Annotated in this window: 18 protein-coding genes; 6 read left to right on the forward strand and 12 right to left on the reverse strand. The window is 29.3% G+C overall.

What is annotated here, in order from left to right; all coding sequences use genetic code 11:
- Positions 1-94: 94 nt before the first annotated feature.
- Positions 95-466, forward strand: a complete 372-nt coding sequence (gene crcB / locus ACWW38_RS03730) for a fluoride efflux transporter CrcB (RefSeq protein ID WP_456259467.1) — start codon at positions 95-97, stop codon at positions 464-466.
- A 60-nt stretch (positions 467-526) separates the two neighbouring features.
- A complete protein-coding gene (locus tag ACWW38_RS03735; RefSeq protein WP_456259468.1) occupies positions 527-943 on the forward strand; it encodes a hypothetical protein in 417 nt (138 codons plus the stop codon).
- 94 nt (positions 944-1,037) lie between these two features.
- Here ACWW38_RS03735 and ACWW38_RS03740 read toward each other — a convergent pair whose 3' ends face one another.
- The 3 genes from ACWW38_RS03740 to ACWW38_RS03750 form a co-directional block, all read right to left on the reverse strand.
- Entirely contained in the window at positions 1,038-1,592 is a 555-nt protein-coding gene (locus ACWW38_RS03740; protein WP_456259469.1) for a rubrerythrin family protein, read from the reverse strand.
- Between the two features lie 254 nt (positions 1,593-1,846).
- On the reverse strand, positions 1,847-2,161 hold the full coding sequence (locus ACWW38_RS03745; RefSeq protein ID WP_456259470.1) for a hypothetical protein: 315 nt from the start codon (positions 2,159-2,161) through the stop codon (positions 1,847-1,849).
- 219 nt (positions 2,162-2,380) lie between these two features.
- A complete protein-coding gene (locus ACWW38_RS03750) occupies positions 2,381-2,536 on the reverse strand; it encodes a hypothetical protein (RefSeq protein ID WP_456259471.1) in 156 nt (51 codons plus the stop codon).
- A 220-nt stretch (positions 2,537-2,756) separates the two neighbouring features.
- Between ACWW38_RS03750 and ACWW38_RS03755 the strand changes: the two genes are divergently transcribed.
- Positions 2,757-2,915, forward strand: coding sequence for a hypothetical protein (locus tag ACWW38_RS03755; protein WP_456259472.1), 159 nt, complete (start codon positions 2,757-2,759; stop codon positions 2,913-2,915).
- Between the two features lie 61 nt (positions 2,916-2,976).
- Here the strand turns inward: ACWW38_RS03755 and ACWW38_RS03760 are convergent, their stop codons facing one another.
- The 3 genes from ACWW38_RS03760 to ACWW38_RS03770 form a co-directional block, all read right to left on the reverse strand.
- On the reverse strand, positions 2,977-4,056 hold the full coding sequence (locus ACWW38_RS03760; RefSeq protein WP_456259473.1) for a M24 family metallopeptidase: 1,080 nt from the start codon (positions 4,054-4,056) through the stop codon (positions 2,977-2,979).
- Positions 4,057-4,176: 120 nt separating this feature from the next.
- Complete coding sequence (locus ACWW38_RS03765) at positions 4,177-4,311, reverse strand: hypothetical protein (protein WP_456259474.1); 135 nt, start codon at positions 4,309-4,311, stop codon at positions 4,177-4,179.
- Positions 4,312-4,347: 36 nt separating this feature from the next.
- The gene (locus ACWW38_RS03770; protein WP_456259475.1) at positions 4,348-4,497 is read right to left on the reverse strand and encodes a hypothetical protein; all 150 of its coding nucleotides are present in this window, start codon (positions 4,495-4,497) and stop codon (positions 4,348-4,350) included.
- A 243-nt stretch (positions 4,498-4,740) separates the two neighbouring features.
- Here ACWW38_RS03770 and ACWW38_RS03775 point away from each other — a divergent pair, with 243 nt between their 5' ends.
- Positions 4,741-5,043 (forward strand): ArsR/SmtB family transcription factor, encoded by a 303-nt coding sequence (locus ACWW38_RS03775; protein WP_456259476.1) that lies wholly within the window; start codon positions 4,741-4,743, stop codon positions 5,041-5,043.
- Between the two features lie 7 nt (positions 5,044-5,050).
- Here the strand turns inward: ACWW38_RS03775 and ACWW38_RS03780 are convergent, their stop codons facing one another.
- Positions 5,051-5,968 (reverse strand): ribonuclease Z, encoded by a 918-nt coding sequence (locus ACWW38_RS03780; RefSeq protein WP_456259477.1) that lies wholly within the window; start codon positions 5,966-5,968, stop codon positions 5,051-5,053.
- A gap of 427 nt (positions 5,969-6,395) precedes the next feature.
- Here ACWW38_RS03780 and ACWW38_RS03785 point away from each other — a divergent pair, with 427 nt between their 5' ends.
- Positions 6,396-6,539: a hypothetical protein gene (locus tag ACWW38_RS03785; protein ID WP_456259478.1), complete on the forward strand. Its 144-nt coding sequence runs from the start codon at positions 6,396-6,398 to the stop codon at positions 6,537-6,539.
- A 94-nt stretch (positions 6,540-6,633) separates the two neighbouring features.
- Here ACWW38_RS03785 and ACWW38_RS03790 read toward each other — a convergent pair whose 3' ends face one another.
- The 4 genes from ACWW38_RS03790 to ACWW38_RS03805 all read right to left on the reverse strand — a co-directional run bounded on the left by ACWW38_RS03790 (position 6,634) and on the right by ACWW38_RS03805 (position 8,748).
- Positions 6,634-7,587: a hypothetical protein gene (locus tag ACWW38_RS03790; protein WP_456259479.1), complete on the reverse strand. Its 954-nt coding sequence runs from the start codon at positions 7,585-7,587 to the stop codon at positions 6,634-6,636.
- 83 nt (positions 7,588-7,670) lie between these two features.
- Positions 7,671-8,279, reverse strand: a complete 609-nt coding sequence (locus ACWW38_RS03795) for a hypothetical protein (RefSeq protein ID WP_456259480.1) — start codon at positions 8,277-8,279, stop codon at positions 7,671-7,673.
- Between the two features lie 150 nt (positions 8,280-8,429).
- Complete coding sequence (locus tag ACWW38_RS03800) at positions 8,430-8,570, reverse strand: hypothetical protein (RefSeq protein WP_456259481.1); 141 nt, start codon at positions 8,568-8,570, stop codon at positions 8,430-8,432.
- Positions 8,571-8,592: 22 nt separating this feature from the next.
- On the reverse strand, positions 8,593-8,748 hold the full coding sequence (locus ACWW38_RS03805) for a hypothetical protein (RefSeq protein ID WP_456259482.1): 156 nt from the start codon (positions 8,746-8,748) through the stop codon (positions 8,593-8,595).
- Positions 8,749-8,968: 220 nt separating this feature from the next.
- Between ACWW38_RS03805 and brnQ the strand changes: the two genes are divergently transcribed.
- On the forward strand, positions 8,969-10,264 hold the full coding sequence (brnQ, locus tag ACWW38_RS03810) for a branched-chain amino acid transport system II carrier protein (RefSeq protein WP_456259483.1): 1,296 nt from the start codon (positions 8,969-8,971) through the stop codon (positions 10,262-10,264).
- Between the two features lie 241 nt (positions 10,265-10,505).
- Here brnQ and ACWW38_RS03815 read toward each other — a convergent pair whose 3' ends face one another.
- Positions 10,506-11,684 carry an IS110 family RNA-guided transposase gene (locus ACWW38_RS03815; RefSeq protein WP_456257925.1) on the reverse strand — a complete coding sequence of 393 codons (1,179 nt, stop codon included), beginning with the start codon at positions 11,682-11,684 and terminating at the stop codon, positions 10,506-10,508.
- Positions 11,685-11,881 lie beyond the last annotated feature (197 nt).

Raw genomic sequence — 11,881 nt, forward strand, 5'->3', positions numbered from 1 at the left:
CTTGTTAACAACCTATATCATTAAATGATATAGGTTAGTGACTTCTACTTTAAATTAAAAGTGGGAGTTTATCTGTTTTTTGGGAGGGCTAAAGATGGAAAAAATATTTTATGTAGGTTTAGGAGGATTTATAGGTGCAGCATTACGTTATATTATATCTACAAATTCCTCAAAAATATTTAATGGGCAACTGCCCTATGGAACTTTAATAGTTAATATATTAGGTGGAATTCTAATTGGTTTTATTATGGAGTTAAGTTCTACATCAAATATTATTTCTTCAAATTTAAAACTTTTTCTAACCACTGGCATTTTAGGTGGTCTTACAACATTCTCTACATTTAGTTATGAAACTATAGCTTTATTCAGTAATGGCAGTTATTATTTAGCACTACTAAATACTTTTTTAAATTTATTTTTAGGTTTTTCGGGAGTAGTAATAGGTAAAAACATCGTAAATATATAGAAACATAATATTACAATTAGCATATAATTTTAGTGTAGATATTTTTATTGGAGGTTTGTTATGGATAATCAATTCCAAGTTCGTCATGATGACGATCATGAACACCATGAAAAAGATCACCATGATAAATACACAGAAATGCCACTCTATATGCAATCTATGTATCCTATGCACCATATGCATCATATGAACTACTGTCCATGGATGTACAATTGCCCTATGTATAATACTTGTCCATTAATTCATCAACATGAATATATGGATAATTATCCAGAACTCAGGGAAGATGAAGATGAAAATCTCGATTTAGATATGGATATGAGTAGACAATATCATGGATATATGCATCATAATTATCCACACTATAATTACCATCATAATTACCCATATCATCATCCTTACTACTATAATATGCCATATTACTATCCGTATCCACAATACCCAATATTTCCATACTTATTTCTTTTAGGGTTATAATATACTAGACTTTACTCCATATAAAAACCTCAGATAGCCTAAAAATACCTGAGGTTTTTATATATTTTATTCTATTTAAAATATATTATCTAAATTAAAATTCTTTAAATAGTTCTTTTTTAACCCCGCATATAGGACATTTTTCTGGTGCTTCGTATTCTATAGTATATCCGCAAACAGGACATACATAAAATTTACTATCTCTCATGTCATTATTTTCTTTAGCCAAATTTTGAGCTTCCTGAAACAACTTAGCATGCTGCTTTTCTGCCTCAACTGCAAAGTGAAATGACCTTTGTGCATCTTTTTCATTTTGATATTTTGCAGTTTCAAGGTACACAGGGTACATTTGATCAATTTCATGAAGTTCCCCATTTATAGCTCCCTGCAAATTTTCTACTACATTAGTTAGCCCAAAAACTGCTCCGGCTGGCACAGTATAATCTCCAACCTGTTCCTTAAGCACCGTAAAATGATTTTTAGCATGAACTTGCTCTGCATAAGCTACAGCTCTAAATAGTCTTCCTATGCTAGGAAAACCATCTTTTTCTGCAGCTTCTCCCCATACTAAATATCTCATATGTGCCATACTCTCTCCACCATATGCTGATCTAAGAAAATCGGCAGTCATAGCATTTTTTACTGACATATAAATCACCTCATAAAATTTTTTTGTATAATTAATAAAATACTATATCTAAATATATTTAAATTTATTAAATTTATGTTTATCTTCTACCTCCTATACCTTCCCCCCTAATTTTATAAATAGGCATATTAATTCATACTATATATACTTCTCATGTATTTCTTTTTTATACTTTTATAATAAATTAAAAGAAATACCTGTATAAAAAAATTTATACAGGTCTCCAAATACTCCTAGAAATATTCAGTTAAAGTCTAATAACTTTTTAACTCCTTTATGGTCATCCCTTCAAGTCTATCTTTACCATCTGTAGCCTTAAAATGAGCTTTTCCATGTTGAGGATACATAAATTCAATCATTGCAAAATTAGCCACATCTACCAAGTATTCTGTGTTTCCAGTTTTTCTGTATCTTTCTAGTCTTATTTCTAGATTATCTATGGCATTTACAAGTCTTTGTCCATAATTATCTTTTATAGCGCCGTATTTAAAGTAGCTAGTTGCCATTCTATTTTTCCTTAAATCGTCAAATTCATTACTGTATTCAGTTTTTAAAATATCATCAATCATTTTAATCTCCTCCACTATTTATTATTTCCTTATTTCTTCTATCTAACCTGTAAGATAAATTCACTTTGTCTTAAATGAATGTTGATTTTTATATGAATTAAATATATTTCAGTATAGTTTCTATATTTTTTTCATTAACCCTTTATTTAATGTTCATATTTCTAAAATAAAAAATCGGAGCAAATAATTAGCCCCGATTCAATCCGTTATTTATTGATTTTAATCTCTTCCATAGTAATAGTTCGTTACTATAGGAGTGGATTTATAATAATCTTCTCCTTCTACATTAGCTTCTCCTAACATACCTAAAAGCAGAGATTTATCTCCCTCTAATTCTTGTTCTTGATCTTTTTCATTCACATTTTCTACTTCCATGTAATATTCACCTCATTTGCAACATAGCATTTTATAGTTATATATATTTTTCCCTTGAATTAAATTTTTATAACAAGCTTGTTTCAAGAGATTGTTGATATGGAAAATTTTAAATGAATGTAAAAACCAACATTCATTTAAAATTATATGAGAAAAGAGCCGTTATAAAAAGTATATATATGGTAATAATTCAAATATAAATTAATTTGGAGGTATACATATGAATAGAGATGTTAAACAAATTAGTGTATCCACTACAATAGTAACAACGGAAATAAACAAAGATCGAGTTAAAGAACTTATTAGAGAACTTAAAGATTTAGATGCAATCGATATTTCAGATGCCGAAGTTATAGAAGCTGCCGCAGATTGTTTATAAAACAAAAATGTGCAACTCAAAACACTTTACTAAACCTAAGGTGCCTTGAGTTACACACTTTTTAACCTATAACTTGAATTTCTTTAGAATAGTTATTTAAAACTTCACATCCATTCTTAGTTACAACTACTAAATCTTCTATTCTAACTCCCATCTTTTCATGCAAGTATATGCCAGGTTCTATAGAAAAAATCATACCTTCTTGAACAATCATATCATTTTTTGCACCTACATCTGGATATTCATGTACATCGATACCTATGTTATGTCCTGTTCTATGAGTAAAATACTGACCGTATCCAGCTTTCTCTATTACTTTTCTTGCCGCACTATCTATATCACAAAACCTAACACCAGGTTTTATTGTTTCTATTGCATTAATGTTGGCTTGTAATACAATATTATATATTTCCTTATATTCATCTTCTACTTTCTTAAAAAATAAAGTTCTAGTCATATCTGAGCAATAAAAATTAGTTTTTCCTCCAATATCTAAAATTATACTATCTCCATCTTTTAAGCGGCTTTTATCTGAGTCATGATGTGGCTCTGCTGCATTTGCACCATAAGCTATAAGAGGATAAAATGAAAAGCTATCAGTATTATATCTTTCATATATATCTCCTAATAACTTACAAGCCTTTTTCTCTGTAATATTCAATGGAATTACTTCCTCAATCAATGCTTTCATAGCCTTATCATTAATTTTAGAAGCCTCTCTCATAAGATTGATTTCTTCTTCATCCTTTATCATTCTTACCTCATCTACTATAGGCGATCCATTGACGAGCTTTATATTTGGCATTTCCTCCATAAGCTTGATTAAAAATTTAGCCGGCCATTCCTTATCAATTCCTAAAATTTTATTCTCTTTTATCACAGATAGCATTCTTAATATAGGTTCTTCTCCGTCATTGTAGAATTCTATATCTATATCCATATTTTCACTTATAGGAAATAACTCATTTACAAACAGCCTTTTGTCACCATTGATATTTAAATATAGTGCTAAAAGCCTTTCACCTGGCTCAATCCACTTTCCAGTTATGTAAAATATTGATGCTGGAGAAGTTATAATTATTTGATCAACATTATGTTTTATCATACTATTTATTACTCTTTTTAGTCTTTCTGCTTTCATAATAGCATCTCCTTTTTGTTTATTAAGTAGACTTTATATAATATTATACTCTATTTAATCCTCCATGAAAAAATAAAGTACAATTAAAAGAGTTATGGACATAGGTCCATAACTCACTTTTTATTCTATAGGCTCTCCATCAAAATTAGTATATCTCTCCGGTGTCCTTTTATATCTCTTTTTAGTATCCTCCTGTGGCCTATGCCCATCATGTTGTTTACTCTTTTTATGAGTTTCGCCTCTCATTTTTGCCATTTTTAATTCTCCTTCCCTTTTCTAGTAAAATAGGTTCTATTCATGTAACTTCTCATAACTATCTTTCTTTTCAGTTACAATAGGTTTACCTTCCTCATCTATTCTTATAGCGTTTTTTAAACTTAATATATAATTAGTTGGCAAATCGCCTAAGTCTACTTTCTTATTTTTATTATCATTATTCATATTGGCACTCCTCTCATTATTTAATTTTCCCCCCTAATGTTCTTTTATGCTTTCATTTTACTTGACAAAATCTCAGTTATTACATAAAATTTTAATAATTACGTAAACTTTTGTTAGCTCCATTTATTTCACTGTTAATAAATCCAATAGGGTTAAAATAGGATAAAAATTCTATATTAATCAAATTCTAATTGATAGTATCTACTTCTAGTATCCGATAATTTAATTTAAGGTGTGATCTTATTGAATAATGAAAAATATAATCAAAAAATTATAAATATGTCAGAGATATTAAAAACCATAGGTCATCCTACAAGATTATGTATAGTATGCAGACTTATGATAAAAGATTTAAATGTCTCTCAAATGCAAAATTGCCTTGATATACCACAGTCTACAATTTCGCAGCATCTATCAATTTTAAAGTCTAAAGGTATTATTGAAGGAAACAGAAAAGGCACAGAAATTATATACTCCCTAAAGGATGATAGTGTCAAAAGAGTAATAAATAGTATTTTTTCACGTGATGAAATACCTATTGATTAATTAGAGATTATTTTTCCTCTTGGAAAGCCAACTCCTTTATCATTAATTCTTCTCCTAATTTTGTATTTTCAAAGATATCTGTTGCATAATATAGGAACTCTTCTGGATTCTGGAGTAGAGGACTAAAATGTGTAAGCCAAAGTTCTTTTACTTCTCCTTCTCTTGCTAACTTAGCACACTCTGAAAATAACATATGCCCATTTTTTTCTGCCTTTTCTAAATAGGAATCTTCCCCATACATTCCCTCTCCAATGAATAGATCTGAACCTTTTATAAATTTTACTAGTCTAGTAACAGGTCTTGAATCAGTACAATAGGATATTTTCAATCCCTTTCTCTCTTCTCCTAATACCATATCAGGAGTAAATATTTCACCTTCAAAATTAGATGATTCTCCTCTTTGAAGGCTACTCCATAGTCTTCTTGGTATATTATTAGCTTCCGCCCTTAATCTATCAAACTTTCTCTTTCTGTTTATCTCTATACTGTACGCCATACATGGTATACTGTGTTCTCCTATTACAGCACTTATTGAATATTCCTTATGTTTAAAATCTCTAATTCCATCTTCTTCAATTTCAATTAAATTTAGCTCATATGGCAACTCTGGAATTATTACAGTCAATCCATTGATTATTTTTCTTAATCCTTTAGGTCCAATTATAGTTATAGGTTCTTTTCTATTTGAATTTCCTATAGTACTTAAAAGTCCTGGGAGACCTGCTATGTGATCTGCATGATAATGGGTTATACATATAACATCTATAGCTTTAAAACCCCATTTTAATTTCTTTAATAAAATTTGTGTACCTTCCCCACAGTCTAATAGTATCATACTTCCATTGCAGATCATTACTGCGGAAGTTAAATATCTATTTGGAAGAGGCATCATGCCTCCTGGTGCTAATAAACATACTTTTAACATATCTAATACCTCAAATAATATAATTTTTATAACAATAAATTACCTATTTTAGATTAATTAATATACAAAATATATTCTCTTCTATTATTGGCTGACTTTTGAAAGATTTCTTTCTTTACATAATTTATTTCATTCTATAAAATTTTTCTTAAATCTATAGAATTCATTTATAACTATAAAATCAAATCTGTCCATTTGTTATTCTATGCACTTTTTACAACTATTATCATAATAAAATCCCCTAAACTCATTAATTTTGCTTTTATAACATTATGCACTCTTTAACAAAACATGCAATTTATTATTAAAAACTCAATAAATGTCCAAAATAATTATGAAAGAAATATTGCATTTTAGCTTGATTTTATATAGAATACTTGCATATAATATAATTATAGAAACCCAATAAAAAAGAGGGGTGTTATTTATGGTAAATGTAATTTTAATAGTAACCTTTGTTATGCTTACTTCAATAGATTATATAATTAGGATTAAAAAAAATCCTCGTAAAAATACTTTAAGTAACTTATCTAATTCAAATACTTACTACACAAACACAAGAATTAATTAATACAACTGATTAAGCCCTCCATATAAATTTAATGGAGGGCCTTTAATTAATATAACACTTTTTAGACTAATGTACTTATTGTTAAGGTTTATTATTAAAGTATTTCATTCCCTCTTCTTAAGCTTTTTTCTATAGATATAATTTTGCAAATTATTATGGCTACAGTATCATCTACAACAAGAACTCCTTCTCCAATTCTTGTTATAGTTCCGCTTATACTGCTAAAAACCTCATCTTTAGCTATAGTATTAATAGTATATCTTCTTCCTATTCTGCTGCTGCAATACTCTCTAAGATGTCTTTCGCAACATTCGCAGTCTCCTTGCCTTGGTATATCTGGTTCAGGCAAAAGATCTATTTTAGGCAAGGATCTTGTACATATTCCTACTATTTGATGAATAGGTATCAAACTTCTAATAAATGGGGTTTCAATTTTTACAAGAGAATCTTCAATACTGATAATTCTTGCATTAAATATTGTTCCTTGTCTCTCAGTTCCTATTTCAATATCACCAATTCCTAAATCTGATAGCTGTTTTAAAATATTATGCATAGGTATTACACAAATTTCACGTAATCCAGCTGATGCTAGTCTAGGTGGATCTTGTAACTCAATTTGCTCTTGAAATATTTCAGTTTCTTCTTCCTCTACTCCTTCCACTTCATCATTTTCATGTAATGGTTCAGACACTGAATACTCTTCCATATTTTCTTCAATATATTCTTCCTCATTATCTTCTTCGTTGTTTAGCTCTTCATCTAAATAGTCACCTTCATTAGCTTCTTGATTATCTTCTAATGCATGGTCTTCATTCCAATTATATTCTTCGCTATTATCTTCAAAGTTACTATCCCATCTAAACTCTAGTTCATCTTTATAATCATTATCCCACTTAAAATTGTCATCCCATCTATAGTTTTCATTTAATTCTATTTCACCATATATGCTGCAATTATTATCTAGTATGTTGTCATCTTCATGACAATTATCATTTTCCCAAGCACAGTTATTATTCCAGTTACAGTTACAATCATTATCGTAACTCATAGGCTCACATCCCTTTTTATAATGTAGTTTATATATTTTATCCTACATTATAATATGCTTGTACATTTTCATTAGTTCATACTTTATTTCAGATTATTTATTCTGTCACCTATTTTAATGACATTATGTTCAATTTCTCTTAGTCTCTTAAGATATTCATTACAGTTTCCTTCTATATGGATTAATGAATTATAATATGCACAATAACTTTTATAGAAATCTATTAGAAGTGAACACTCATATTCATTTTTATAATCCATGTTTTCTATTTCTTTCATGAGAATGTCAATATAACTTTTACAATCATTTATTTTATTAAATTTATTACTATCTATTAATTTTTTATTTTCATTCCTTAAGACCTCATAAGCTTTAAGATTTTTATCTTTTGTCCTATCTAACTTAGATGCATATGCAGATAATGATTCATTAACTTGAATCATACCATCATATATTTTTTCATATGCTTTATGAAACTTAGCATTGTAAATTTCTATATCCATTTCTTTATTATAATTGCTATTAATTTGAGCTTTTTCTTCTATAATGCTACTTTTCTTCATAAGTTTAAGAGTACTGTTTACTTTTGCTGATATAGACACTATAAAAAACATTACGCTAATGGCTAACATTATTTTTTTCATAAGTTTATATCTTTTACTTTTTCTATTGTCTTTTCCATTATCTATCATATCTTTAAGTTAATCCCCTTTTAACTTTTGTATATAATTTTACCATCCAATTTGGTATCGTGTAAATTCTTTATTATACATATATCGTTTTATTAAAATATAAAAAGTTTAGACAAAGTTTTAAACTTCATCTAAACTTTACTCTCTATTCTATCTTACTCCTGATCTTCTTTTTTTCGCCTTAGGAGACAATTCTTCTCCAATTTCCATATTAGCTTTTTGTGCTTCTTTTTGATATTTTTCATTAGCTTTATTTCTTGATTTTTTATTACTGCTAGCTTTCTTATCCATTATTTATATCTCCCTATACTTTTTATTTGAATTGGTTTCTAGGACTTCCTTTACCTCTTTGTCTTTTCTTATCTGTGCCAGGCATATCCATTAACTCAGCAGCTTCCATATTTACTTTATCATATTCTCTTGAAAGTTTTTCAGCAACCATTTTTGATTTATTCTCTTTTCTTACCAAATCAATTTCCTCCTCTTTTTGTTTAATGATCCTATATACTAAGTATTTTAACCACTTTTTTTAATATAACTCATTTAAATAAACTATAAAAATTTGAATATAAATGATTTAATTTGCATGAAAAAATGCATAATAGATTATTATTAGACAAATTTTGAATAGTGAACTTTCCGCATATATGATATTATGATATATAGACTGTCAGATAAGGAGGCTATTTATGTTAAAAAAATTACAAGATTATTTAGTAATAGGATTCGCACTATTCGCTATGTTTTTCGGAGCTGGCAATTTAATTTTCCCTCCTTCCCTCGGAAGGGCTGTAGGATCAGGTTATCACGTTTCTTCTTTAGGATTCTTAATAACAGGTGTTGGACTTCCTCTAATGGGAATTATCTCTTGCATGAAAAGCGGTGGGAATTTTGAAAATATGGCTGGGAGAGCTGGTAAATGGTTTGCAGTCATTACAACAACTGCACTTATGTTGTCTATAGGACCTATGCTTGCTATTCCAAGAACAGCAGCTACTACTTTTGAGTTAAGTCTTCAGCCATTATTTCCAAATATGAGCCAACTTTTAGGAATTCTGCTGTATTTCTTTGTGAATCTCATTTTTGTATTAAAACCAAATTCAATAATAGATAACATTGGGAAATTTTTAACTCCACTTCTTTTAACTATGCTTGCTATAATTATAGTAAAGGGAATTATAAGCCCTATAGGACCTATTGTAGATACTAATTATTCAAATGTATTTACTAATTCATTACTTGAAGGGTATCAGACTATGGATGCTATGGCATCAGTAATCTTTGCTTCAATTATAATAGCATCTGTAAAAAGCAAAGGCTATAGAAGTGAAAAGGAAATTGTTTCAGCTACACTTTCTTCTGGATTAATTGCTGTGCTAGGCTTAAGTTTTGTATACGGGGGTCTACTATACTTAGGTGCTGAGACAAGTACTTTATTTGGTAGTGATATTTCTAGAACTAAATTAGTTATGGAAATATCTCAAAGTGTTCTTGGAAGATTTGGTACACTGGCTTTAAGTATATCTGTTGGCCTTGCATGTTTAACTACTTCTATAGGTCTTACAGCTACTGGAGCAGAATTTTTCACTAAACTTTCTAAAGGAAAAATTTCATATATAACTAATGCATTTATAATAACAATAGCTAGTATAATAATAGCTCTTAAAGGTGTTGATATAATAGTATCCTTTGCATCACCTATACTGCAAATACTTTATCCAGTTGTAATAGTATTAATAATAACCGGACTATTGGGTAAATTTATAAGAAATGACAAAATTATATTTATAACTGTCCGCGTAACATTATTATTTTCAATACTGGCTACTCTAGGTTCTATAGTTAATAATGCATTAATAAAGAATATTTTAAATGCAATTCCTTTATCCTCAGTAGGCTTTACATGGGTAATCCCTACTGCAATAACATTTGTTATATGTTATGTTGTATTTAACAATGAAAGAAAATCCTTAAATAATGCATAATTAATTTTATTATTTAAGGATAGTGCTACAAAATAGCGACCTTGGTAGATGTAAAATAAGGTACTAAAAATCGAAGGTATATAATTCAACAGAGAATTATATACCTTCTTACTTTTAGTACCTTAAATTAGACTAACTATATGAAGTCAAGGTAATTTTAAAAGAAAAGTTATATTTTTAGTTTCTTAAAAAAGTGCATGACAAATAAAGCAACCTAGTTGCCTTTTTTAAAAAGTCAGGATTACATTTGTGGAATAAATGTGGTATTGGTTTTTAAAAGATAAAATACAACACGTATAAGCTTTTTAGCAACATGGCTCATGGCAACATAGTAATGCTTACCTTCTGACTGTTTCTTTGATAAGTATAATGCAAAGGTTGAATCTCTCATTGAAACAGTTCTAGATGCAGTAAGTATAGCCCAACGGAGATATGTAGAGCCACGTTTTACCATCGGTGTATGAGAAGCACTGTATTTACCAGATTGATATGTAGAAGGATCTAATCCAGCGAATGCTAAAAGTTTAGCTGGGCTTGTAAACTTCTCTATATCTCCAATTTCAGAAAGTATTATAGCTGCTAGAGTATATGAGATACCTGGAATACTCATTATTGGAGAATTAATCTCGGTAACAACTTCTTTTATTTGAAGGTCTAAAGCATCAATCTCAGCTTGAACTGATTGAATTAACCTAATAGTTTGTTGTAATTCAAAAGATAAAGATTTTGTGCTAGTTCCAATTGAATGCCTAGCGGCTTCTTTTAAAGCGGTAGCTTTATCTTTTCCATATTTGCCCCTAGAAGCCTTACTTAGAATACTAGTAAGCTTAGTGAGATGGCAATTAGCCACGTCCTGCGGACCAGGTAACTCCGACAGGAGGCAATAAGAGGAATTTTGATGAATTGACCAAAAGTATTTAGGTAGTTCAGGAAACATGATATCTATTAGTCTTGTTATTGATATTTTTAATTTTCCTCTATAACCGATTAAACGATATCTATGTCTAGTTAGTGACTTTAGCTCTTGAATCTGATATGATACTGGTGAATAGGATTTTGTATCATCAGAAAAGAGCATTTTAGCAATAACTAATGCATCCGTTTTATCGGTCTTAGTTTTCCTAAGGGTTTGAGCCTTACGGAAAAGATTTGTAGCTAAAGGGTTGAGAATAGAAAGCTTGAAACCTTTAGCATACAAGAAGTTTTGGAGATTAGTGCTATAATGACCTGTTGATTCAAGTCCTATTTTTACGTTAGAAATATCCTTGTCAGGCAGAGAGGAAAGAATTGAGAAATAAAGCAATTCAAAGCCTTCACGAGAATTGGATATACGTAAAGAATCATTAATAATAACACCATCTGAATCAACGATACAGCAGTCATGCTTCTCTTTAGCTACATCGATTCCAATATAAATCATAAGAACACTCCTTATAGTTTAGTCCGCTATGTTCCACTCACTTTATGCTAAATGTATCCTTGCTCTATATAAAACGTCATGCGTTATCTAACTAATTAACAAATAAGCATAAAGCTGTGGTTATATCCTAATTTAAATAGTCTAGCTATATGTAAAAAAACTAATCCACAGCGTCTTATGTTATTATAGTAAATTAT

The sequence above is a fragment of the Clostridium sp. JNZ J1-5 genome (genome assembly GCF_053901425.1).

What these genes read in the sequence shown, in the direction of transcription:
- brnQ (WP_456259483.1), top strand. Translation starts at nt 8,969, where the DNA reads ATGTTAAAAAAATTACAAGATTATTTAGTAATAGGATTCGCACTATTC.
- ACWW38_RS03765 (WP_456259474.1), bottom strand. Translation starts at nt 4,311, where the DNA reads ATGGCAAAAATGAGAGGCGAAACTCATAAAAAGAGTAAACAACATGAT.
- ACWW38_RS03735 (WP_456259468.1), top strand. Translation starts at nt 527, where the DNA reads ATGGATAATCAATTCCAAGTTCGTCATGATGACGATCATGAACACCAT.
- ACWW38_RS03790 (WP_456259479.1), bottom strand. Translation starts at nt 7,587, where the DNA reads ATGAGTTACGATAATGATTGTAACTGTAACTGGAATAATAACTGTGCT.
- ACWW38_RS03760 (WP_456259473.1), bottom strand. Translation starts at nt 4,056, where the DNA reads ATGAAAGCAGAAAGACTAAAAAGAGTAATAAATAGTATGATAAAACAT.
- ACWW38_RS03750 (WP_456259471.1), bottom strand. Translation starts at nt 2,536, where the DNA reads ATGGAAGTAGAAAATGTGAATGAAAAAGATCAAGAACAAGAATTAGAG.
- ACWW38_RS03755 (WP_456259472.1), top strand. Translation starts at nt 2,757, where the DNA reads ATGAATAGAGATGTTAAACAAATTAGTGTATCCACTACAATAGTAACA.
- ACWW38_RS03745 (WP_456259470.1), bottom strand. Translation starts at nt 2,161, where the DNA reads ATGATTGATGATATTTTAAAAACTGAATACAGTAATGAATTTGACGAT.
- ACWW38_RS03800 (WP_456259481.1), bottom strand. Translation starts at nt 8,570, where the DNA reads ATGGATAAGAAAGCTAGCAGTAATAAAAAATCAAGAAATAAAGCTAAT.
- ACWW38_RS03740 (WP_456259469.1), bottom strand. Translation starts at nt 1,592, where the DNA reads ATGTCAGTAAAAAATGCTATGACTGCCGATTTTCTTAGATCAGCATAT.
- ACWW38_RS03780 (WP_456259477.1), bottom strand. Translation starts at nt 5,968, where the DNA reads ATGTTAAAAGTATGTTTATTAGCACCAGGAGGCATGATGCCTCTTCCA.
- ACWW38_RS03785 (WP_456259478.1), top strand. Translation starts at nt 6,396, where the DNA reads ATGGTAAATGTAATTTTAATAGTAACCTTTGTTATGCTTACTTCAATA.
- ACWW38_RS03770 (WP_456259475.1), bottom strand. Translation starts at nt 4,497, where the DNA reads ATGAATAATGATAATAAAAATAAGAAAGTAGACTTAGGCGATTTGCCA.
- crcB (WP_456259467.1), top strand. Translation starts at nt 95, where the DNA reads ATGGAAAAAATATTTTATGTAGGTTTAGGAGGATTTATAGGTGCAGCA.
- ACWW38_RS03795 (WP_456259480.1), bottom strand. Translation starts at nt 8,279, where the DNA reads ATGATAGATAATGGAAAAGACAATAGAAAAAGTAAAAGATATAAACTT.
- ACWW38_RS03815 (WP_456257925.1), bottom strand. Translation starts at nt 11,684, where the DNA reads ATGATTTATATTGGAATCGATGTAGCTAAAGAGAAGCATGACTGCTGT.